16 protein-coding genes, 1 pseudogene and 1 other annotated feature are annotated in these 21675 nt (G+C 36.9%); of the genes and pseudogenes, 7 read left to right on the top strand and 10 right to left on the bottom strand.

Annotation, left to right across the window (positions count from 1 at the left end; translation table 11 throughout):
* Positions 1 to 2 precede the first annotated feature (2 nt).
* Positions 3 to 572, top strand: a complete 570-nt coding sequence (locus MKY09_RS02375) for a manganese catalase family protein (RefSeq protein WP_298466861.1) — start codon at positions 3 to 5, stop codon at positions 570 to 572.
* Between the two features lie 217 nt (positions 573 to 789).
* On the top strand, positions 790 to 1518 hold the full coding sequence (locus MKY09_RS02370) for a polysaccharide deacetylase family protein (protein ID WP_342567483.1): 729 nt from the start codon (positions 790 to 792) through the stop codon (positions 1516 to 1518).
* Between the two features lie 97 nt (positions 1519 to 1615).
* On the opposite strand, the gene MKY09_RS02365 is transcribed toward MKY09_RS02370, so the two are convergent.
* The 4 genes from MKY09_RS02365 to MKY09_RS02350 all read right to left on the bottom strand — a co-directional run bounded on the left by MKY09_RS02365 (position 1616) and on the right by MKY09_RS02350 (position 7381).
* Complete coding sequence (locus tag MKY09_RS02365) at positions 1616 to 3715, bottom strand: MMPL family transporter (protein ID WP_342567482.1); 2100 nt, start codon at positions 3713 to 3715, stop codon at positions 1616 to 1618.
* An 86-nt stretch (positions 3716 to 3801) separates the two neighbouring features.
* Complete coding sequence (locus MKY09_RS02360; RefSeq protein WP_342567481.1) at positions 3802 to 4392, bottom strand: TetR/AcrR family transcriptional regulator; 591 nt, start codon at positions 4390 to 4392, stop codon at positions 3802 to 3804.
* Between the two features lie 104 nt (positions 4393 to 4496).
* Positions 4497 to 5981, bottom strand: a complete 1485-nt coding sequence (gene dacB, locus MKY09_RS02355; RefSeq protein ID WP_342567480.1) for a D-alanyl-D-alanine carboxypeptidase/D-alanyl-D-alanine-endopeptidase — start codon at positions 5979 to 5981, stop codon at positions 4497 to 4499.
* Between the two features lie 155 nt (positions 5982 to 6136).
* Positions 6137 to 7381 carry an erythromycin esterase family protein gene (locus MKY09_RS02350; RefSeq protein WP_342567479.1) on the bottom strand — a complete coding sequence of 415 codons (1245 nt, stop codon included), beginning with the start codon at positions 7379 to 7381 and terminating at the stop codon, positions 6137 to 6139.
* Between the two features lie 104 nt (positions 7382 to 7485).
* Positions 7486 to 7746: a binding site (T-box leader), on the top strand.
* A gap of 62 nt (positions 7747 to 7808) precedes the next feature.
* On the opposite strand from MKY09_RS02350, the gene MKY09_RS02345 reads away from it, so the two are divergent.
* On the top strand, positions 7809 to 9014 hold the full coding sequence (locus MKY09_RS02345; RefSeq protein ID WP_342567478.1) for an MFS transporter: 1206 nt from the start codon (positions 7809 to 7811) through the stop codon (positions 9012 to 9014).
* Here the strand turns inward: MKY09_RS02345 and MKY09_RS02340 are convergent, their stop codons facing one another.
* The gene (locus tag MKY09_RS02340; RefSeq protein ID WP_342567477.1) at positions 9015 to 9752 is read right to left on the bottom strand and encodes a methyltransferase domain-containing protein; all 738 of its coding nucleotides are present in this window, start codon (positions 9750 to 9752) and stop codon (positions 9015 to 9017) included. It lies immediately after the preceding gene.
* A 121-nt stretch (positions 9753 to 9873) separates the two neighbouring features.
* Between MKY09_RS02340 and MKY09_RS02335 the strand changes: the two genes are divergently transcribed.
* Positions 9874 to 10560, top strand: a complete 687-nt coding sequence (locus tag MKY09_RS02335) for a VTT domain-containing protein (RefSeq protein ID WP_342567476.1) — start codon at positions 9874 to 9876, stop codon at positions 10558 to 10560.
* Positions 10561 to 10946: 386 nt separating this feature from the next.
* On the opposite strand, the gene MKY09_RS02330 is transcribed toward MKY09_RS02335, so the two are convergent.
* Entirely contained in the window at positions 10947 to 12062 is a 1116-nt protein-coding gene (locus tag MKY09_RS02330) for a hypothetical protein (protein WP_342567475.1), read from the bottom strand.
* Between the two features lie 194 nt (positions 12063 to 12256).
* On the opposite strand from MKY09_RS02330, the gene MKY09_RS02325 reads away from it, so the two are divergent.
* From MKY09_RS02325 to MKY09_RS02315, 3 genes and pseudogenes are all read left to right on the top strand, one after another.
* Positions 12257 to 12994 carry a metallophosphoesterase family protein gene (locus MKY09_RS02325; RefSeq protein WP_342567474.1) on the top strand — a complete coding sequence of 246 codons (738 nt, stop codon included), beginning with the start codon at positions 12257 to 12259 and terminating at the stop codon, positions 12992 to 12994.
* A 197-nt stretch (positions 12995 to 13191) separates the two neighbouring features.
* Entirely contained in the window at positions 13192 to 14229 is a 1038-nt protein-coding gene (locus MKY09_RS02320; protein ID WP_342567473.1) for a PTS sugar transporter subunit IIC, read from the top strand.
* Positions 14230 to 14497: 268 nt separating this feature from the next.
* Positions 14498 to 14668 (top strand): annotated as a pseudogene (locus MKY09_RS02315) (IS5/IS1182 family transposase); the annotation flags it as partial.
* A gap of 340 nt (positions 14669 to 15008) precedes the next feature.
* Here the strand turns inward: MKY09_RS02315 and MKY09_RS02310 are convergent.
* From MKY09_RS02310 to MKY09_RS02295, 4 genes are read right to left on the bottom strand one after another with little or no spacing between them, the layout of a single operon-like run.
* Complete coding sequence (locus MKY09_RS02310) at positions 15009 to 18128, bottom strand: hypothetical protein (RefSeq protein WP_342567472.1); 3120 nt, start codon at positions 18126 to 18128, stop codon at positions 15009 to 15011.
* Positions 18129 to 18133: 5 nt separating this feature from the next.
* The gene (locus MKY09_RS02305; RefSeq protein ID WP_342567471.1) at positions 18134 to 19555 is read right to left on the bottom strand and encodes a glycosyltransferase; all 1422 of its coding nucleotides are present in this window, start codon (positions 19553 to 19555) and stop codon (positions 18134 to 18136) included.
* Entirely contained in the window at positions 19555 to 20604 is a 1050-nt protein-coding gene (locus MKY09_RS02300) for a HEAT repeat domain-containing protein (RefSeq protein ID WP_342567470.1), read from the bottom strand. The genes MKY09_RS02305 and MKY09_RS02300 overlap by 1 nt, the downstream gene beginning before the upstream one ends.
* On the bottom strand, positions 20595 to 21467 hold the full coding sequence (locus tag MKY09_RS02295; protein ID WP_342567469.1) for a response regulator: 873 nt from the start codon (positions 21465 to 21467) through the stop codon (positions 20595 to 20597). Before MKY09_RS02295 ends, MKY09_RS02300 begins: the two co-directional genes overlap by 10 nt.
* Positions 21468 to 21675: the final 208 nt, after the last annotated feature.

The following is a 21675-nucleotide window of genomic DNA, read 5'->3' as shown; positions in this document are numbered from 1 at the left end:
TAATGTGGGTTTATGAGAAAAAGCTGCTTTATCCTGTAGAAGTTACGACATGCAACCCAATGCTTGCTAGATATCTTATGGAACAGTACGGTGGAGCCGATGGAGAGCTCGCAGCTGCTTTGCGCTATATGAACCAGCGATACACGGTTCCTGATAAAGTAATTGGAATTCTTACCGACATTTCAACAGAAGAGTTTTCTCACCTAGAAATGCTTGCTACTATGATTTATAAATTAACAAAGGATGCAACTCCTGAGCAATTAGAAAAAGCTGGCCTTGGACCTCATTTTGTTAATCATGGGCACTCTTTATTCTATGAAAATGCTGGTGGTGTTCCTTTTACCGCTACTTACATTCAATCAAAAGGTGATCCAATTGCAGACTTATATGAGGATATTGCCGCAGAAGAAAAAGCACGCGCGACATACCAATGGTTAATCGACATTTGTGATGATCCAGGTGTAAGTGATGCACTTCGTTTCCTTAGAGAAAGGGAAAATATTCACTCCTTAAGATTTAGAGAATCGGTGGAATTACTTATAGAAGATAGAGATCAGAAAAAAATATTCTAAATAGAAATGCTTGGTGACTAGTCAAATCTAGTTCCCAAGCATTTTTTTAGATTGCGGAATGATTACAGGAGCCAGGCACCTGTAATCATTCTGTAATCATCGCGCCAGTAGTCATCTTGCATTTAATGGGAGTGTTTGGTCTGGTATATTCTTATTTGCTAGGGCAACAATAACTTAAATAATACTTCCGCCAAATATGCTACAAGGAGGAATATAAATGAAGTCACTTGTCATTAAAATTGGAGTAGTATTCCTTGTGCTTTTTGGCATTGGTTATACTACCTCCGCCATGGATAAGGGGCGACCTTATTACGAAGAGAAGGGCTATGTTATGTGGGAGATAAAAACAGATGAGAAGGTGATCGCCCTTACCTTTGATGATGGTCCTCATCCTACATATACACCGCAGGTTTTAGATTTATTAAAAAAATATGATGCAAAAGCAACTTTTTTTGTTATTGGCGAAAGAGTTGAGAAGTATCCAGAGGTTGTTTCTAGAATGGGGACAGATGAACATGAGATCGCCAACCATACGTATACACATCCACTAACCATTTCCCCAGCTAAGCTAAAGGAAGAATTAGAAAAGACAAATGATATAGTTCATAAAATAACAGGAACCTACCCCATTTTTTATCGGCCAGTAGGTGGCCAGTATAATGACAAAATTATTAACACTGCGATTGATGAAGGTTATAAAGTAATTATGTGGTCTTGGCATCAGGATACAGAGGATTGGAAAAGACCAGGTACAAAGAAAATTGTTAAAAAAGTATTATCAGGTGTGAAGCCAGGCAACATTGTTTTATTCCACGATTCTGGAGGGGACCGTTCTCAAACTATTAAAGCACTGGAAGAAATACTTCCTGAGCTTCAGCGGCAGGGATATCAGTTTGTAACTGTCTCAGAGCTTATTGAAATACATTCAATGTCTTTGCATCCATAAGTGTCTATAGTATGGGTAAGGATGTTTTTTTTACTCCTTCATCCACGTAAAAAGCTTGAACCATTAGAATCCCTAACGGTTCAAGCTTTCATTATTTCTACTTATTCTTTTTATCCTTTTCAAACAAGACAATTAAAGCCGGTAATAAAATACCTCGAATTAAGAAGGTATCGAGAATAATACCTACCGCAACAATGAAGCCGAATACGAACAATAATTGAATTGGCTGAGTCATTAAGACAGCAAATGTAGCTGCCAATAAAATCCCGGCAGAGGAAATTACTCCTCCTGTATGAGAAACTGCAATTTGAACAGCATCCTTTACTGAATGCTTTTGACGTTCCTCCATAAAACGAGATATTAAAATGATATTATAGTCTATACCAAGCGCAACGAGGAACACAAAGGAATACAAAGGAACTCGATTACTGATAGTATCAATATCAAAGAATAAGTTAGATAAGAACATCCCTAAGCCTAATGCAGCTAAGAATGATAAAAGAATGGTTCCCATCATGTAAATAGGCATTTTAATAGACTTTGTCAACACGATTAATAGAATGAAGATCAAGATCGTTTCTAATACAACGATAATGATTAAATCACGATCATTAACTGCTCGATCATCCACTTGAGCAGCTGTCTCACCTGCAAAATAAAGATCGCCACTAGCATCCGATGCAGAAATGATATCCTCTTTCTCTTCTATCATTTTCTCGAGAGCATCCATTGATTCAGTAGAATATGGACTGTCCTTAAAGGTTAATTGGTATTGCACTGCTAACCCATCCTCTGATACACCAGTAGGACGTACTGAGTTTACAAGTTCTTGATTTTGAAGCTGCTCCAAAATACTTGCTTGAACTTCCTCCGTTACTTCTTCCTCTGATTCAAAAAGAACAGTTGTTGGGGCTAAATCACCTTTCGCAAACTCTTCCTCTATAATCTCATAGCCCATACGTGATGGCATATCCTCTGGGAAGGACTTCATCGTATCGAACTCATACTTAAGGTTAAACATATTCAAAGCAGATCCCACTAAAATAACGAGTATGATTAGAGCCGCTACAATTGGTTTCCCTACAACGAATGAACCAATTTTGCTCCATAGTTTACTGACCTTCTCTTCTCCTTCACCGTACTTAGGAATGCGTGGCCAGAACGACTTGCGACCAAATAATGTGAACAATGCAGGTATTAATGTTACAGAAGCAAACATAATAACAAACATCGTAGTACCAAAGATTGGAGCGAAGTTTCTATAATCTCCGAAGCTCGCAAAGAACAATACTAGCATTGCTGCAAGAACAGTACCGCCTGCAAAGAATACAGGTATTCCTGTTTCTCTCATTGCCCACTTCATCGAATCGAACTTACTCTCATAATTCTTCAGTTCCTCACGATAACGAGAGAAAACAAATAAAGAATAATCAATGGTAGCTGCAAACAATAGAATAGACATAATAGATAATGACTGAGCTGCTAAATCTAGACCTCCTGCTCCGAGAATACCTAACAATTGATTAACTACCTGATATACAATCCCTGCAGCCAATAATGGAATAATTGCTAATAAAGGAGATCGATAAATGACGATTAATAGAATTAAAATGATACCAACAGTAGCTAAAATCAATACTAAATCTGCTCTTTCAAACAAATTAGTCGTGTCTACCGCAATACCAGCTGGGCCAGTAATATAAACATCTGCTCCCGTATCTTCCAAAACTATATCTCTTATTTCTTCTAGTGATTTTTCTAATTCAGCAGTTTCTAAAGAGGTTATAAAATTTAACGGAACAACGGCTGTCTTTTGGTCTTCTGAGAAGAAACCAGCTAGAGCTTGAGGTGGCAGGCTGCTAAAAGGAACAACTTCCTTTACACCTTTAATATTTGCTGCACTTACTTTATCTAATGCTTCTCCAAGGGCAGTTACATCAATTTCTGAATCCTTGGATTGTAGTACTAAAATAGCTGGAAGACTTTCTGCATCCTTAAAGTGCTCGTCAATATGCTTTTGAGCCACTACGGATTGGACATCCTCAGGAAGAGACGTGACGCTTGATACTTTATGGTCCCCCGCTCCAGGTGCAAATATTGTTAGTAAGACCGTAATCGCTATCCATGCACCGATTGTAATCCACATACCCTTTTTAGTGGCTACAAAATCAGTGACACTTCCTAATAACTTTTTCAACAATTCCACTCCCTACTCGGTTTATTAAGTGACACTAGTGTCACTTTGGATAAAAAAACATATTACTTTTTCATTATCCTTTTCTATCATTTTCCTGTCAATGAATCGACCTTGAACATTCCACTGCTCAAGATTTCCTTTATAGAAGCCACCCACTCGCCTTCAGGAATATGAAAGTGGTTGGGAATCGCAATAATTTGAAAGATCATCCCAAGTAAAACTGCTGTAGGCAAATGCTCCTTAATAAGACCTTCTCTTCTCCCTAGCTCAATAAACCCTTCAAATTGCTGGTACATACTAATATAGTATTCGCTTATTCTAGATTTATTATTCAATGCCCGTTTTGTCGTCGGTGCAGGAATTTGACCTATGATATCCAATACCTCGTAAATATTATTATGCGCAAAAATAAAATCAATCAGCTCATTAAACTGAGTTTGGAAATCAGCACTTTTATTCAACTTATCAAAATCCGATAAAAACCTAGCCATCTCATACATCAGAAACTCAGAAATTAACTCATCTTTATTATCATAATATTTATAGAGACTTCCTCTTGAAACACCCAGACGTGAAGCCAGCTTACTAAACGTAAAAGCCTCATAGCCATCATGAATAATTAATTCCTTTGTTTCCTTAAACAAATGCTCATCAGTAAATTTTCTTTCACGAGCCATATCCAACACCTCACTATCCCACTCATTATATTACAAAAACCAACCTACACAAAATGACAGCAACGTTACGAGTGCCAGGCACCTGTAACATTGCTGTCATTGTTTTATTTGTGGTTTGTTATAGCAGTTGCTATTTGGTCAATAGAAGGTACGGTGCTCGCTTTATTGTCTTCTGTAAGGACCGTGAATATGAGTAGCTCTCCGTCCTTTGTTTTCGCATAGCCTGCAAGTGCTTTAATGTTTTTAAGACTTCCGGTTTTCGCCATTACGTTTCCAGCAGCTGGTGCTGTTCCTAGTCTGTGGCGCAGTGTACCACCAACGTAGCGATCTTTAGATCCAGCGATAGGCAGACTCTTATAATAGGTGTTGTACCAAGGCTCTTTTCTGATTACATACAATAATTGTGAAAGCTCTCTTGATGTAATTTTGTTGGAGTAGGATAGTCCAGAAGCATCCTCGAACTTCCATTGGGAAGTGTCTATACCAACAGAGAAAGCATAATCTCGCATGACTTGAAGTCCTGCATCCCAGCTTCCTTCACCATAAACCTTTTTTCCCATTTCCTTCGCTAAAATCTCAGCGTGTACATTGTTGCTCAGCTTCATGAATGGAATGATTAAATCCTTTAAAGGTTGTGACTTTCTTGAAAGGAGGGTCTTAGCGGTAGCTGGTGTTTTCCCTTTCACTAATTTACTAGACTTCCCAAGGGTAATCCCCTTCTCTGCTAAGGATTTTTTGAAAATGTCCAGTGCATACATCGTTGGATCTGTGACGGCAATCCATTCCTTGGATCCAGAAGTTCCTATAGGAGAGTTACCAGTAATAATCACTTTGTTTGTTCCAACCTCACGAGTGATTTTCAACGTGTTTTTACTTCCTTTAGGGACTGTCTTAGATTTATTGACTACCTTTAGTACATTTGTATTCGGAGATAGCGTTACTCTGGCTGCTTTTCCATTGCTTGTCGGTTTAGCTTCCACAATGACAGACCCTGCATCAAAATCTCCATTTGGAGATAAGGTCAATGCCGAAATAGGGGCTGCATAATAATAAGGAACGTCCTCCGCCATAATCCCCGAGGACAACCCAACGCTGTCATACCATGTATCATCTCCAATTAGGTTACCTGATATATGCTTAATACCTTGTTTGGATAGTCCTGTGGCAAAATTGTCAAAATGGCTTTTTAATAAAGTCGGATCCCCTTGCCCTTTAAGATAGAGATTACCATTCAAGGTACCCTTACTTACCTTTCCATTCGTTAATACAGCAGTAGAAAACCGGAAATCCTCTCCCAAAGTTTCTAACGCTGTAGCTCCGGTCAATAGCTTTAAGGACGATGCAGGAGTAATCCCTTTATTTCCATTGCGTTCATAGATGATTTCTCCTGTAGAAGCCTTGCGAACTGTAATACTGGAAGTTGCATTTTTCATTCGATTGTCTGCCATTATTGTATTTAATTTATTCGTTAAACTAGTATAGGTTGAAGCAGCCTCAACCGATGAAATGGACGGAGTAGGTACAAATATAGCGCTTCCTGTTAAGATGATAGCTACTAATGTAATAAGTACTTTTCTGCAAGCCTTCAATTCTCTACCTCCAAATTATCTATTTTTTGTTAGTTTAACATGAAATAGTAAAATAATAAGTTCAAAATGTATATATTTCTAAAAACCTGTCTTTTTTCCTACTACAAAATAAAACGAGGTGTAAAGTCACTGACCTTATCACCTCTTCTAACTTTCTACTTTAAAGGTTTCAAAGCATTTGTTTGCTCTAAGTAAATAAACGCATCATATCTTTCACTTATTTTAGAAGGAACGTAATTACCATAGGCCTCAAAAGAGGGATTATAAACGACTCCTATGGCTCGATGACCTATCCACTCATTGAACAGAGCACGATTATCTTTATTAAAGAGTAATAGCTTGTCTCCACCTCCAGCATCGTGGAGCACATCCTCCCACGAATCCTTCCTCGCTGGAGGAACTTTTTCTCTTTTGTAGGGGGTGTCCCATTCATCTGCAGCTATGACTGTTCCTGAATGAGTACCAAAGCCTAACGCAAATACATTGTCTCTTCTATTTTGAAGACGAAGGATTTGTCCAACATTCAACATACCTGCATCCTTCATATCTGTAGCTGACGCATCACCAATATGCGTATTATGCTCCCAAATAATGATTTTTGCATCTTTTCCATGGTAATCCATTATTTCATTAATGGCCTCTACCATATGCTCATCTCGGACATTCCATGACAGATCATCACTTCGAACCATTGCTCGGTAATATTCCTCTGCATTTTGGGCCACTAAAGCGTTTATCTTCAAATTTAAGTCATTTTCTCCTTCGTCTTTAAAGTTATCCTCGTGTTCTCTGATGGACTTGATAAGCTTTGATACCTCTTCTATACAAGCCTCTGAAATGTCTAACGTGGAAAGTGCGTATGTTTCCGGATGTCGATTAAATGGTTCAAAGCAAGAAATAGCTCTTTGTGCAAATTGTAATTCCGTTCCGTTTGGATCGGTTTCCTTTAAATATCGAATGACCTCATCCAAAGATTCCCATAGGCTATATACATCGATTCCATAAAAGCCAATTTTATCTTCCTTATGGCCATAATAGTCCTTTAACCATGTAGAAAATTCAGCAATTTCTTCATTGGCCCACATCCAGGTTGGCCAACGCTCAAATGCAGCCTTAAGCATTTCTTTAGCATCCGAGTACTTACTATAACCCTTTATGAATCGATTAATGTGCTGTGTGGATGGCCAATCTCCCTCAACCGCTATTAAAGTAAAACCCTTTTCCTTTATTAATCTTTTCGAAATTTCAGCTCTTACCTTATAAAACTCCGAGGTACCATGACTCGCCTCGCCAAGTAAAACAATGTTAGCTCCCCCAATTGCTTCTAATAAAGGATTTAAATCTTCATCCGTGGACATCGGCAACGCAAATTGCTGAATAGACTCCTTTAATTTCTTCAATAATTGCACTCCTCTCATATAAAGTTTGAGTAATCTAAATTATTTTTATTCTATTTTATATGCCGAGATAGAAATTAACCAAATATATGGTATGATATTGTAAATTAAATGCGATGAAGAGAAGAGTAAGTAATTTAAAGTCTTCCAAAAGAGAGTCCTGGTAGCTGAAAAGGGATGAAGAAGGAATTACTGAAACAAGCCTCTGAGCTTCACATAGGACTCGTATAAAACGGGGTATGATGTGACGGGTGCTCCTGTTATAGAGCTAAAGTATAAGCATTTTCTATGCCGTACTTGAAAAGGCTCCTTTGGTGACAATGGGGCAAACTGGGGTGGCACCACGACATGTTAATCTCGTCCCCAAGACAATCGTCTTGGGGGTGGGATTTTTTTATTTGTAGTAATAAACATGTCGGGAGGAATATAAATGAATAAGCGGAAAGTTAGAGCTCTTTATTTAGGTGTAGTCGGACTAGCTAACATTGGAGGGTGGATTTATTTACTTGCCCTTAATCTAATTATTTTGGACAAAACAGGGTCTGTATTAGCTGTAACTGGATTATATATAATTAAACCCTTCGCTAGTATGTTAATTGGACCTTGGGCTGGAAGTATGATTGACCGTGTTTCTACTAAGCATTTGATGATATTTTTAGATATTATCCGGGCTATTCTCGTAGGCTCTCTGCTTTTTGTAGATTCCTTATGGGTTATCTATTTGCTGGTGTTATTTATACAAATGGCAGGTGCCATATTTGAAACAAGCTCATTTACTTATATGACTTTATTGTTACCAGAAGAGGATCGAAACAAGTTTAATGCTGTGTTAACCTTTGTTCATTCGGGAGCCTTTGTGACAGGACCTTTTCTGGCAGGTATATTATTTATGCTTGCACCACTTGAATTTTCATTAGTAATAAATGTATTAATCTTTATTTGCTGCGGTATATGGACTATATTCCTGCCTAATATACTTAATACGATCCCTGAGGTGAAAAAACACCTCCACGTAAAGGAGGTGCGAGAAGATTGGTATGCTGTTTGGAACTTCAGTAAAAAATACTTGTCCTTTTTCTTCATTTATATGACCTTCCAAGGGACGATGCTAGTAACTGCAGCATTAGATTCCACAGAAGTTGCTTTTGCAAAGGAAGTGCTCTTATTGACGGATGCTGCCTATGGATCCCTTGTTAGTATAGCTGGACTGGGATTTTTATTAGGCGCAATATGTACAAATTTGTTGGTAAGGTTTCTATCAGCTAAAGCAATGATGGGTGTAGGGACATTTTTTGTAGCAAGTGGATATTTTATTTATAGTCTCTCAACTTCCTATTTTGCAGCAAGTATTGGGTTTTTCGCATTATCATTCAGTCTTTCCATCGCCAATACTGGTTTTATGACATATATCCAATCACGAATTCATTCTAATATGATGGGACGCATCACTAGTTTATATGAGATGATTTCTAGTTTTGTTCAAATAGTAGCAGTCCTTCTATTCGGACTAGTTGCTAGCTGGGTATCCGTCAAAGTAGTGGTCCTAGGCGGCTCCATTCTCATGCTACTTGGTTCATGTTATTTAATCCTTATTACATGGAGAATATCTAAAACAAGAGGTTTTGAAGCCCTTTGACTATTTACTTTTTTCACACGCAAAGGCTAATACAACAGGAATTCTTTGTCTTCGTTTAAATTCTTCTTCACTAGAAAAGTGTTGACGTTTTGGATTACCTTCACGCAATTCTAAAATAGTAAAGCCATTGTCTCGTAATGCTGTAAAGTATTGCTCAATTGTACGGTGAAATTTTACGACTATGTGATCGATCCAAGGTTCTTCTCTTTCTCCATCTAGAAAATAATTGTCCACTATCCAATTCTCACGTTTCTCTCCAGATTGCTTGCTTAAAAAGGAAGAAGTCGTGAGAGGATGCTGGACACTAAATATGAATTTACCATTATCCTTTAAACTTTTATGTATAGAGTCGAATAGCTGATTTATATCAGACACATAATGTATAGCAAACCTAGAAGTCACTATGTCATACGCTTTGTCTGGGTAAGGATATGACTCCATTGTATCCATAATCACCTTGCCATTTAACGTCTTTAAATTCGCTTTGGCTGCTTCCACCATTTTTTCGGAGCCTTCCACACCTATATATTCAGTAGCTCCATTCTGTATCAAATCCTTACCAAATGAGCCATCACCACAACCTAAATCTAGTATGGAATTACCAGTAATATCTCCTAGCATTTCAAAAATCATCGGTCCTTCAATCGCATTATTCGGGCTGTCCGAACGTTCTCTCCTCTTAAAGTAATTCGTGAAAAATTGTTCTTGGTTGTAGGCGTTAAATCCTTTATGTGACATTAAATAACCTCCATTTAGTTATAGTAATATAGCGATGCATCAAAGTGTTGAGAATAGGCAAAGAATGATACCATAAAAGAATAAAATATCAGCACTTCGAGTTAGAAAGAACAGGTGAGTTATGAAAAAAAAGAAAACTACTCTCTCCAAAAAACAATGGATCTTAATCGGTGGATTTCTGTTCCTTATATTCTTTTTCTCAATAAACCAAGACCTAATTAGTATCCTTTTAGATGGAGATGTAGATAAAGCCAAAACATTTCTAGATAAAAATATTGCTTATGCATTATTTTTTATGGCATTGGTCATGGTGATACAAAACTCTTTTACTGTTTTTCCGCTAATATTAGTAATTACTATAAATATTGCATTGTTTGGTTTTGTAAATGGCTTTTTATGGAGTTGGTTTACTAGTGTTCTCGCTTCTATTATCGTTTTTTATGGCGTTCGCTACATATTCCAAAGCATGATTATTCATAAGTTTGATGCAAAAGTAATCGAAAAAGTAGATGCAAATGGCTTTGCTTACGTATTCCAAGCAAGACTCTTTCCTTTCGTCCCAACTAGCCTCGTAAATATTTTAGCTGGACTTAGTACAATCCGAATTTTGCCTTTTACAGTTGCTACTACTATTGGCAACTTCATATACTTCTTTATCCTCGCATTAATCCCTGCTGGCATCTTATCCTCTGATTTAGATGAATATTTGATTCTAAGCATTATTTTTGTGACTATTGCTCTTTATTACGTTATAAAACTCATCAAACATAAACGTAAGCCTGTTTCGGATTCTGAAAATGTAAAATAACTTAGCCACCAATATATATGCATCACTTGAGGATGGTCCCTCCTATTTCCTGAGACCATCCTCTTATTTATTTTCCTTGTGCTGCAATAGAAACTGCTTTATTACAAAGCCGAGACAAAAATGGCTCTCCCGTGAGATAGGGTCACCACACAATGTATCATGGGCTATCACGACCCAGCTTCTTTTCCAGGATCCTTCTTCAGCAGTTAATAAGAGAGGTTCCTTCTGGAATTTGCTTAATTGTTCAAAAGATAAGTTATCTATACTTACATATTCTTCAATCTTTCGAAAGCACAATATTAATTGGTTGCAAACTTTCTTTGAATTCCTCTTTTTGCTGAGTTGAGTTAAACATGAACATTAGAATGTCCTCCATTTTATAACCTTTAAACCGTGGAAATATACATATTCCAATAAGCTTCAAGCTGCTTTTCCTGGAAGATGGTTAAGCTACTCATACTAAGTATCTCTTCTTTTAAGACCTGAACCTTGTCTTGCTGCTTTATGTTATAAAAACTCTTACCAAGTTCAACTCGTAATCTATTTTTTACCGATAAATTGCCAAAAGGATCGAAATAAGAGTCAATCCTAGATTTATCTTTTACACCTGTGTAGGTAAATCGTTGGTAGTAATTTAACCCCTTCTCTAGCTCAATATATCTTTTAATAGCTTCGGTATCAGTGATTGTTCCCTTTAAAAGCTCTAGCTTAACTTCTAACAGCTTTACTTCACTTGTATACTCATGTTCTCTTAACGTATCTAGATTTTCTTCTACCCATTTCATATCTATTTCATGATTAGCCTGCAAACCTAGTATATTAAAGGAACATACTGCGTAAGCGTCTTTAATTTCTTTGTGCTGACTAATTTCCTCATTAGTTGGATAACCAAATTTAGATGGCTGTATAATTTCCATGAAAGAGTTATTGGATAATATACTTTCAATATCTATCTTGTGCTTATACTCAACTATGATTAGTATAGTCTTTCCTGGATGACTCTCAGCAATTGACTTAATACTCATCGCTTGCATATATGTTCTATACTGAAATAATCGTCTCGCAAAATCTTTTTCCCCTGATGATTTCGTTTGTATCCATTCATTATTTTGTTTTATAACTTCTTTGCGTTCTGAGTAAAAGAAATCTTCCTGTAAATTAGAGAAAAAAGCGAATTTCTTGAGGGAGTTTTCTCCTCTAAAAAAGGCTGGCTGATCACTATCATTTATACCGTATGCTAATAGTTGATCATTCGAAGATGCATTCCAATCAAACGGAAAAATAGGTACGCCTTTTTGAAGCGCATAAGGTAATATTATTTCTTTTTGCTCGTAAGCATATTCCTGTAGATCCATACGCGCATATTTTTCAGGGGTTCTTTGAATCCCTATTAAATCTGGATTTACTCTATCAAAAAATGCGCGATAAACGGCAGGTTGACAATCTCTTGAAACGAGCTGATAAGCATGATTTACCCCTAATATGATTAAATTAGATTTCAATGAGCCCTACCTCCTTCACAATTACATTACTTAAATATTCAGTAAATTTTTGGAATATACTTATTTTAACATGTTTTTGTTAACTATTTAGATTCAATTTATTTTATTTTTTATAAGTGTAGATTTTCCTTTTCCAACCATTTGCTATAATAAAAAAGAAGGAAAAATCCAATCAAATATAGGAGATTATAGCTATGAAACTTGCCATAATTACAGATATCCATGGAAATGAACTTGCCTTAAAGGCAGTTTTAGAGGAAATTGATAGACAACAGGATATTGATGAGATTTGGTGCCTTGGTGATATGATTGCCATGGGTCCTGATACGAACGAAGTATTAGATTTATTATTTTCTCGACCAGAGATCCAAATGATTACAGGCAACCATGATGAAGCCATACTTTCGCTCAAAAAAGGGGAGGGTCATCCGGAAAGCTATAGCCATACGTTCGAACATCATTCATGGATTGCTAATCAGTTAAGCCAGAAAAATGTTGAAAGACTTACAAGCCTCCCACGTGTACTGGAAAAAAATTTAAATGGTATTCGTATACTCGGCATCCATTATCATATCGAAGAAGAAAAAAGATGTGCTCATATTAAGGACGAACCTTTTCATAGTATCTTAGAAGGCACTTTAGAAAATATGGAGAAAATGTATTCTACCTATCCCGCAGATATTATCTGCTTTGGTCACCATCATCCACAGCATCTTTTTTCAAATGAAAAACAAATCTACTTAAACCCTGGTGCTTTGGGGGTGTCAAAAGATACTACAGCTCCTTTTGCAATTATAGATGCTTCCTCTAAAGAACCATCTATATTAATCCGTCATGTAAAATATAATAAAAAAGCCTTTCTGAAAAAGTTTGAGGAATTAGAGGTTCCTCAAAGAGAAATTCTATTTAAGTTGTTTTATGTGAATCAATAAATATTAACTATACGGAAAGACCTTAATCTCCTGAACTACTGTTTAGGGGATTTTTATATATATCATTTTATTATTAAAAAATGACAATAAAATGATTAACTTTTGTTATATATCACTTTAAAGTAATAAAGTGTATTGACCCTATTCTGAATAGTTTTTATAATTAACACCAATCTGTAAGGATGGAGGAAAGAGAAATGAAAGAATTTATGAGTAAATTACTCACTGGGATGAGCATTGGAATTGTTGTAGCTCTCATACCAAATGCTTTACTTGGAGAGATATTAAAACTATTAATACCACATTTTCCGTTTTTACAGCCATTATTTGATATAACCGTTTACTTAATGAGTATGCTTTCTATTTTAATCGGGATTATGGTAGGTATTACTTTCAAACTAACCCCTATTCAGACAGCTAGCGTTGGGTTAGCAGCAATGGTAGGTAGTGGGGCAGTCATGAAAACTGCTGACGGTCTTTTTGCATTGAATGGGATCGGGGTTGTTCTTAATACAGGAGTTACGGCAGCTTTAGCAGTATTATTTGTGACAATGATTGGAGATAAACTAAAAGCCTATGCAATTCTTCTCATACCAACACTTACTATTATGATTCCAGGAATGGTCGGTTATCTTTTATTGCCATTCATGAAGAAGTCTACTGGCTTATTAGGAGAAGGAATTGCTTATTTGACTACCTTACAGCCGGTAGTGATGGGCGCAGTAATTGCTGTGGCATTCTGTCTAATTATTTTATCGCCTATTTCGACGGTCGGTGTTGCGACTGTTATCATGCTCTCTGGAGTCGGTTCAGGTGCAGCCAACTTAGGGATAGTGGCAACCGGGGTCGGATTGGCAATTGCAAGCTACAAAGCAAATAATTTAGGGACTGCATTAGCACATGTACTCGGTTCCCCTAAAATCCAAATGCGTAACTTTTTTATGAAGCCAAAAATTGTTTTTCCGATGGTTATTAGTGCCGCCATATTGGGAGGATTAGCAGGTGTCTTAAATATACAGGGTACTCCCATGAGTGCAGGCTTTGGCCTATCTGGTCTCGTAGGTCCACTAAATTATATTAATCTAGCCGAAGGAGGTTGGAACCTTAAGAATATAACTATTATGCTTAGTACCTTTCTTATTCTTCCGATTGCATTAAATGTAGGATTGATATACTTATTCTCACGTAAACTTAAAATGATTAAATCCCAGGATTACAAGCTCGATTTTGAATAAGTGAGTTTGCGATGAATAAGACGCTGGTAAATAACTAGTCAGTAATTTAAAAGACGTGAAATCAATATAAGATTTCACGTCTTTTAAAATAGAAGTAACGCGAGGAAGAGTTGATTTCCGCTACGAACGGACGCTTTCCGCGGGCACGGCTTCAGCCGCTTCCCTCGCTGCGCTCAGTCCAGGGTCTTCAGCTCGCGCTGTTCCCGCTGGAGTCGCCGTTCTTCGCTTCAATCAACGGAGCCTCCTGTAAAATGAATGAGGTAGGGATATGATGACGAAAAATCAAACCAATGAACTCGAACAATTAGAAATCTTGACTATTAAACAGTTGGTACCACAAGACCATCTTGTTCGTAAGTTAGATGCGGCAATTAATTTTTCCTTTATCTACCCCCTGGTTGAAAACCTTTATTCGACAATAGGGAGACCTAGTATCGACACAGGTAGGACGCCAAGTCGTTGTTGCCGCTGATGAGCCTACAAGACACCAGCTATTGCGAATTTCCTTTTAGAGAATCATATCCTTCCTGCACTTCCGTACAAACGACCAATGACAAAAGAAGACTTCTTTCTTTTGCTGCCTTAAATCTTAAGAAGTTGGCCAGCTGGACCTGGAAAACGCCAAAAATGGCGTAAAACAAACAAAATCGAGAGCTGAGTTAGCTCTTTTTCCAGAAATGTAAACTGTGATAATAGCAAAAGGGTTGGAAATCGTTTTTCCACCCCTTTTGTCTACACTCTGAGACGTGAAATCAATAAGGTTTCACGTCTTTACTAAATTATTTATATCGACCAAATAGATCTTGTACGATGGTATAAGACTCTTTTAAGCGCTCTTCGTATTCAGGTAAATCCCACTTATCCCAAGTATAGCTGCTTAGCTTTGGTAAAACACTTGTTTCCATGGAGGGAAACGTATCCTGAAGAATGTCTTGCTCATTCAGTAACAAGGCACCTACAAATATTTCATCTACAAACTTGCTTGCCTCTATTCCGTCCTTGTATAAATCCCCCATGAACTCTTTTTGACTAGGGTCTTTGGCACGTAGTAATAGCCAAGGAATTCTAAGCTCGATTTTACCATCGGCTATGTAATAATCCGCTAGTGAATTATAATCACTAGCTTCTGGATTTCCATTTCCCCGTTTTAGCTTTCCTGCTTCATAGGATTCAAAGGGAAGCGTTGTTTTTTGTTGCGGCAAGTATAGTTCCTTATTTAAGGCATATTGCTCTTTTACAAATTTCCCGCTATCCAAAGAAGGAGTTGCTGGCTTTGGCTTTAGTAAGTTTAATACATGACCATATTGATAGGAGAAAAAGTCGTAATATTGATCCACTAGTAAACGAGATTCACTTTGCTTTAAATTTACTATAAAGTCTATCCCGTTCGTAAAAGATATATTAGGCAAGCCTTCAAACTTAGTATTTCCTTGATTCGGAACGACATCTAGAAGAAACATAGGGTATCCTGTAAATGACGTATCATAATCTAATCTTATATATAAATATCTTTCATCATGGTCTACATATAAAGATCGTATACTTCCGTCTTTCTTTTCATAGATAGGCTTCCCCTTCCATTCCTCTGTTTTCCCATCGACTCTAATCTTATGGCGATCAAAGCTCAATAGACCAAACTGTTGCTCATTAGTTTGCGCATTGGACCAGTAAGGGCGTCTATCTGGATTATCATAGTCCACGGTATTCCACGTACGCTTAAACCATTCATCTTGCCAGGTGAAAACTAAGCCTCCTAAGAGCTTTTCTGCCATAATATCTTCAAATAGACGGCTAATTATTTTACCCTGCTCCTCTTCGGAATGAAAACCTTGATTCCAACCAAATGGATTTTTATGCGTTAGCCCCCTAGAACCTGGCACTCCAAATTCCGCAATTAGTATTGGCATACGATGCACCTCGTGTAGCTCTTTTAAGTAAGCAGCATAGCTATTAAATTCTCCACGGTGATCTACAAATTTTTGATAGGACTCCTCATAATTAAAGAAGTCAGGATAATAGGGGTAGACATGGTAGGAAGCGAATTGCTCAGTTAGCTTCATTTCATTTTTTGTGTAGATGACGTTAGGATCTACACCTACCAGATCCTCCTGTTCAGCTGGCTCTGCGGGATGCTCTAAAATATCCGTTGTCACCCAGTTGGTAAAGCTCATTGGTCTTACCCAGTTATAGCTCTCTTTTTCATACTTAACGATAGTATCCATTTGCTCTGCCAACCAATATTCAAAGGGCCTTGCCCCCTTCGTCTCAAAATATGTACCGTCATACTCTCCTATGGAGCTGTGCTTTTCATTTGTATTTAGTACCATGTAAGGGTACCATTCGATGCCTAGAACCCATCCTGCGATATACTCAGACACATCAGCGTTGTAAACACCCGAAGCATGCCCTGGCCTTTCTTTGACTATTTTGTTTCCATGGATAACATCGACAATTGTCTTCATTTCCGTTTGAAAATCTTTCAAATTTTCTTCCTCAAAAGCGTCTAATGATTCCTCCAGCTTTTCTTCATTGATCCAAACGCCATGAAGAACATAAATTTTATTTTCCTGTTCCTCGTTATAGCGTTTCAAGGCATTATAAAAGCCGGGAGGATGTAATGTATAAACGCGCACCATGTTAGCGTGCATCTCCCCTATTTGTTTGAACCAGCGATAATATTCTTCCTCGGTAATAGCTGCTTCACCGGGAAAATAGCCTGGTTTTCCCATGCCGATGTTTACCCCTTTAATGGTTAAGGGCTTCCACTGGTCATTCTCATACACTTCAAATGTTTCGCCTTTTACTCTAGCGTTATAGCCCAAGCCATCTTCCATGTTGGTCCCCTCACTTGTATGGAAGTCTTCCAATATTACCTTCATCATAGGAGCATACGTAGACCAGTAAAAAGCATTATCAGCAAATCTCTCAGCAAATTGATAGATGTTTGCTAGCCCCTTCAGCTGATAAAAAGCAGGAACCTTTGCTATATCATTGAAATCACCTGCAAAATAATAACTAGATGAATTTGACTGTTCTCTTGCCAAAACTGCAGCAAATTCTGTTGGGATTGAATACTCCTCAAGTAAACTCTTACCCGCCTCTGTTATATCCCATTGATAATTAGCTAAAACCTTTGTTCCCTCTTGCGGCACTACTATGTCAAACCAATATTTGTAATCCGCACTTTTCTCGAGATCAAATTTGGCTTTTCCATCCTTCGTAAAGGATACTTGAATTCCTTTTTCGCCAAAATGCTGATCACTTTCTAAAACAATGACATCATTTTTGTCGTTTACTAACACAAATCCTTCTCCGGTGTAGCTCCAATCTTCTACAGAGTCAATCACCCGATTTGGAATCTCTTCATTGCTAGTTGGATCCAAATCTTCAAAATATCTTCCTGTCCAGCCAGTCCACTGGAGTCCTAAATAATTTTCCACACTCTCTCTAACTGGAGGTTCAGTAGGATAGGCAAAAGTATTAAATTCCGCGATTAACAAGCTTTTGTCTCGATCATTTAATCTCTTTAGAATATTGTTCCACTCTTCTTTCTCCAGTCCGCCATAAGCTTCGCTACTACCCTCATGAACACCGTAAGTATCAGCCAAGTAAATGACATCATAATTCGAATAGTCATCAGGCAATGCCCGTATTTTTTCCTTATTATTTGGCGTAAACCCAAAGTAATCGGATGATGCATCATATGCTTCATCACCATTCGTATATTTTAAATGATTGAGTAACCAAGTGAGTCCTAAATGCTCTCGGTAAGAATCATCTGATACTGTCTTATCAATAATGGCTATACTCACCTTTTCATTTGGTTCTAAAAACCACAGCATAATTGGTAGAAGTAAAATACAGAGGATAGCAATACAAACTAAATAAAATCGTTTCATCTCCACTATCCTTTCTGCGATAAGCCTTTACGCTTCATAGTTCCCCATACGTTTTTACCTAGTATAAAATGGAGCAGCCCTTCACATCTCCAAAATAACGTTAACGGCTTGTACCAAAATATTTCCGAAAGGGATACAATGATTAACCTAAATACATCTCGAACTTTCGGGAATGCATTTGTACTCCATGCTTCTAATAATATGGATAACGCTGAAAAAATGGCTCCATAAACAACAAATAACAGCGCAAGAAGTATAGCAATCTCGTAATAGATATCTCCTAAAAAGAATGCAATAACAATATAAATATATCCTCCCAATTCAATAACAGGTCCCAAGCATTCTACAATCCAGAAGTAAGGAAAAGAAATCATACCGATTCCTCCGTACTTTGGATTAAAGGTCATTTTTCTATGCTTCCATAAGCTTGTTATTAACCCCTGGTGCCATCTTCTTCTTTGCTTCCTTAACGTTGATAGGTCTTGAGGAGCCTCCGTCCAGCAAACCGGATCAGGCACAAATTCAATGCGTTTCTTTAATTTTTTTTCTTTAAGTAGGCGGTGAATTTTAACGACCAGCTCCATATCTTCTCCAATATTATGCTTGGAATATCCACCCGCCTCTATGACCCATTGCTTGGAGAAAACGCTAAAGGCTCCAGATATAATCAGTACTAAATTAAATTTACTAAGTGCAATTCTTCCCATAAGAAAAGCTCTTAAATATTCTACAACCTGCATCACAACTAAGAAGTTATTCGATAGACCAGTTTTAAATATAGATCCTAATTGAATATCTGATCCATTTGCTATTCGAATATTACCTCCCGTTGCGATAACTTCACCGTTAGATAAAATAATAGGTTTCATCACCCGAAGCAAAGAAGTCTCTTCTAGGATAGAATCTCCATCAATAGAGCAAAAGTAAGGGTATCTCGAGACATTAATGCCTGCATTTAAAGCGTCAGCCTTTCCTCCATTTTTTTTATTTACCAACAGTAAGTTGGGGTGTATAACTGATTGATAAATATCGATTATAGGCTCTGTAGACAGCTGATCTCGTATAATTTTTGTTATCTTTTTCATTTTAAATTGTTCAATTACCTTCTGCTGAGTGGCATCGGTAGACCCATCATTTACTACAATTAATTCTGTTTGTGGATATCGCAGACTTAAAAGAGAATGGATGCTATCAATCACACCTGCTTCTTCGTTGTAAGCTGGGACAATAATCGAGACGGGCTTTGAATAAATCACATCTATATAATCATCGTCTAATTCATCCTTATCGAGTTTGGATTGCTTTTTTAGCTGATGGAAAGCCATGAAAAGCATAATACTATACGTTAAAATAACGATGACCATATAAAACAATATGATTCCGGCAAAAAACAAAAGTATATAATCTAAAATATTGGCTAAGCCCATTATGGTTTAAGTCCTTTCCCTAGTGCCTCATTGGCCATATCAATTGCATACCGATCACTTGAATGCTCTATATACTCTTCTAGGCTAGTCCTGCCGCTTTTATCCCTCATCATTGTTTTAGCAGCCTGAGAGCGGACCCACCACGATTCATCCTCTAAAAGTATTTCTAAATGAGGGAGCGTATAAGAAAGTGGTAAAAGCTGAAACAATTTAGCTACCATTAGCCTTTCCTCCCAAACTGGAGATTTCACAAAAGCTAAATAATTTTCTGGATTATTAATAAATCCAATCTCATAGATCGCCCTAAGGGATTTTATTCGAATCTCAATATCCTCTTGCTGTAGTTGTACTTCTAGATGAGGCAAATACTCTATATCTCTTTTAAGCCCCAAGGTATCAATTAAGGCATAGCGGCATGTTTTAGGTAAATCTGTAATTTTATCGGTTAAGGTATCCAAAAGCTCTGCCGGAAGATTTAAAAGTAGTTTTTTATACTCATATTCTGACAGTTGAACATTACTGATCAGGATATGCTGTAAAAATAAATTCTTATTAAATAGCGAATAGATTTTCAAAAGCTGAAAGTATTCTTCTCTTGAAATCCTCTTTTTCCCGAGCTTTTCGCAATCTTTTTCAAGAGAATCAATCTTGAAATCTTCTATATGAAACATAGCATTCATTCGTTTACTCCAGCTTTTACTTTGCAGAAGATTCAAATAGAAGTCCTTTAAGTATTCATTAGAAAATTGACTAATTTTCTCTTGAATGGATTCGTTAGAGAGATTCTTTAAGTAGGTCGAAAATATTACTTCTATGCCTATTATCTCTTCTCTACTTTTAGGAATGACCTCCGGATTAAAGGGTACCCCTTCTATTAAGTAGCAACGCCAATTCTCTTCATGCTTGCTGACATAAGATGCTATTTTCGCTTTTATCTTTACTTCTTTGACTCTCTTTATAATTAAGTAAAGACCGATAGAAACGAGTAACAATGTTAATAGACAGATCAGTAGGAGGACAAATTTAATGGAAATTTGAATCATAGCCATAACCTTTCGAAAGTCCTTCTTATCTGTGCCTCAAAAAGTCTAATATTAAATGGTTTTATCAAATACTCATCTACTCCTATTTCGTAGGCATAGAGCATGTCCTCCTCCGATTTCTTCTTGGTCATCATGTACGTTATAAAGCGTTGTTCATTAGGGAGCTGTTTAACCATATGCAAAACTTCGAGCCCATTTTTTCTAGGTAAAATATCGTTCATAATGATGATATGTGTATGGCTAGAACGATACCAATTAGATGCTAAAAAATCATACCCATTAGAGAAAGCTTTTATCTCTAATTCGAACATATCAACATTCATATTTTCCATGGAAGAACTTAGGACATTCCGAAATATTTCATTTTCCTCTAGAATACTAACCTTAATTTTTTCTATGTCTTTTTCTTTAAATTGTGATATGTATGTTACTTCAAAGGGACTTCCAGTACTAACGACCTCATCTATAGCTCTGTTTCCAACCTCTAATAATTCCTCAAACTCTACGCGATTGTTCCCTATCTCTATAATAGTTGCCGATAGAGTCAGAGAAGAGACAATGTTAGTGTCTGCAAACAACCTATTAAGAAAGGCTTGCGCTTCCTCCTCGCCACTTTGGGATAGTATGATACACCATTTATGAGGCTCCTTAAGCTCAAAAAGAAAATCAGTTTTTCTAATTTTGCTTCCAAGATAGGATGTTAAATCCTCTTGCTGAAATCCTAACCTTTTAAAAGAAGCCGATAAAAAAACAGCAGTAATTGTCGTACGAGAGCGAACAACATTTGCTTTTAAAACGTTAAAAAAATCTTTTATTTGATCAAAGGCTTGTTTAGAGTCATACTCGCCGTTATGTATAGTTAAGCTCATTTTAATCCCCCTAACTTTTTCCATTATTTTATTTTTGTTTACAAATAATATAATTTTACCATTTATATACCCAATTTATAGAAGATTAGACAATTTAAAATTTTCAATTGAGTAATTTCTCACAAATGTTATTTAATGATTATATTTAGTAGTCCAAAAGACCTCACAAACTTTATTATTGATACAGCTTGCGAGTAGAAAAGAGTAT

It is taken from the genome of Psychrobacillus sp. FSL K6-4046 (genome assembly GCF_038624605.1).
Taxonomy (GTDB): domain Bacteria; phylum Bacillota; class Bacilli; order Bacillales_A; family Planococcaceae; genus Psychrobacillus.
This window is presented reverse-complemented; position numbering and strand designations above follow the sequence as displayed.

Coding starts and splice junctions, on each gene's coding strand:
- MKY09_RS02360 (WP_342567481.1), bottom strand. CDS start 4,392: ATGGCTCGTGAAAGAAAATTTACTGATGAGCATTTGTTTAAGGAAACA.
- MKY09_RS02345 (WP_342567478.1), top strand. CDS start 7,809: ATGAATAAGCGGAAAGTTAGAGCTCTTTATTTAGGTGTAGTCGGACTA.
- MKY09_RS02335 (WP_342567476.1), top strand. CDS start 9,874: ATGAAAAAAAAGAAAACTACTCTCTCCAAAAAACAATGGATCTTAATC.
- MKY09_RS02305 (WP_342567471.1), bottom strand. CDS start 19,555: ATGGGCTTAGCCAATATTTTAGATTATATACTTTTGTTTTTTGCCGGA.
- MKY09_RS02310 (WP_342567472.1), bottom strand. CDS start 18,128: ATGAAACGATTTTATTTAGTTTGTATTGCTATCCTCTGTATTTTACTT.
- MKY09_RS02375 (WP_298466861.1), top strand. CDS start 3: ATGTGGGTTTATGAGAAAAAGCTGCTTTATCCTGTAGAAGTTACGACA.
- MKY09_RS02295 (WP_342567469.1), bottom strand. CDS start 21,467: ATGAGCTTAACTATACATAACGGCGAGTATGACTCTAAACAAGCCTTT.
- MKY09_RS02340 (WP_342567477.1), bottom strand. CDS start 9,752: ATGTCACATAAAGGATTTAACGCCTACAACCAAGAACAATTTTTCACG.
- MKY09_RS02320 (WP_342567473.1), top strand. CDS start 13,192: ATGAAAGAATTTATGAGTAAATTACTCACTGGGATGAGCATTGGAATT.
- MKY09_RS02325 (WP_342567474.1), top strand. CDS start 12,257: ATGAAACTTGCCATAATTACAGATATCCATGGAAATGAACTTGCCTTA.
- MKY09_RS02300 (WP_342567470.1), bottom strand. CDS start 20,604: ATGGCTATGATTCAAATTTCCATTAAATTTGTCCTCCTACTGATCTGT.
- MKY09_RS02370 (WP_342567483.1), top strand. CDS start 790: ATGAAGTCACTTGTCATTAAAATTGGAGTAGTATTCCTTGTGCTTTTT.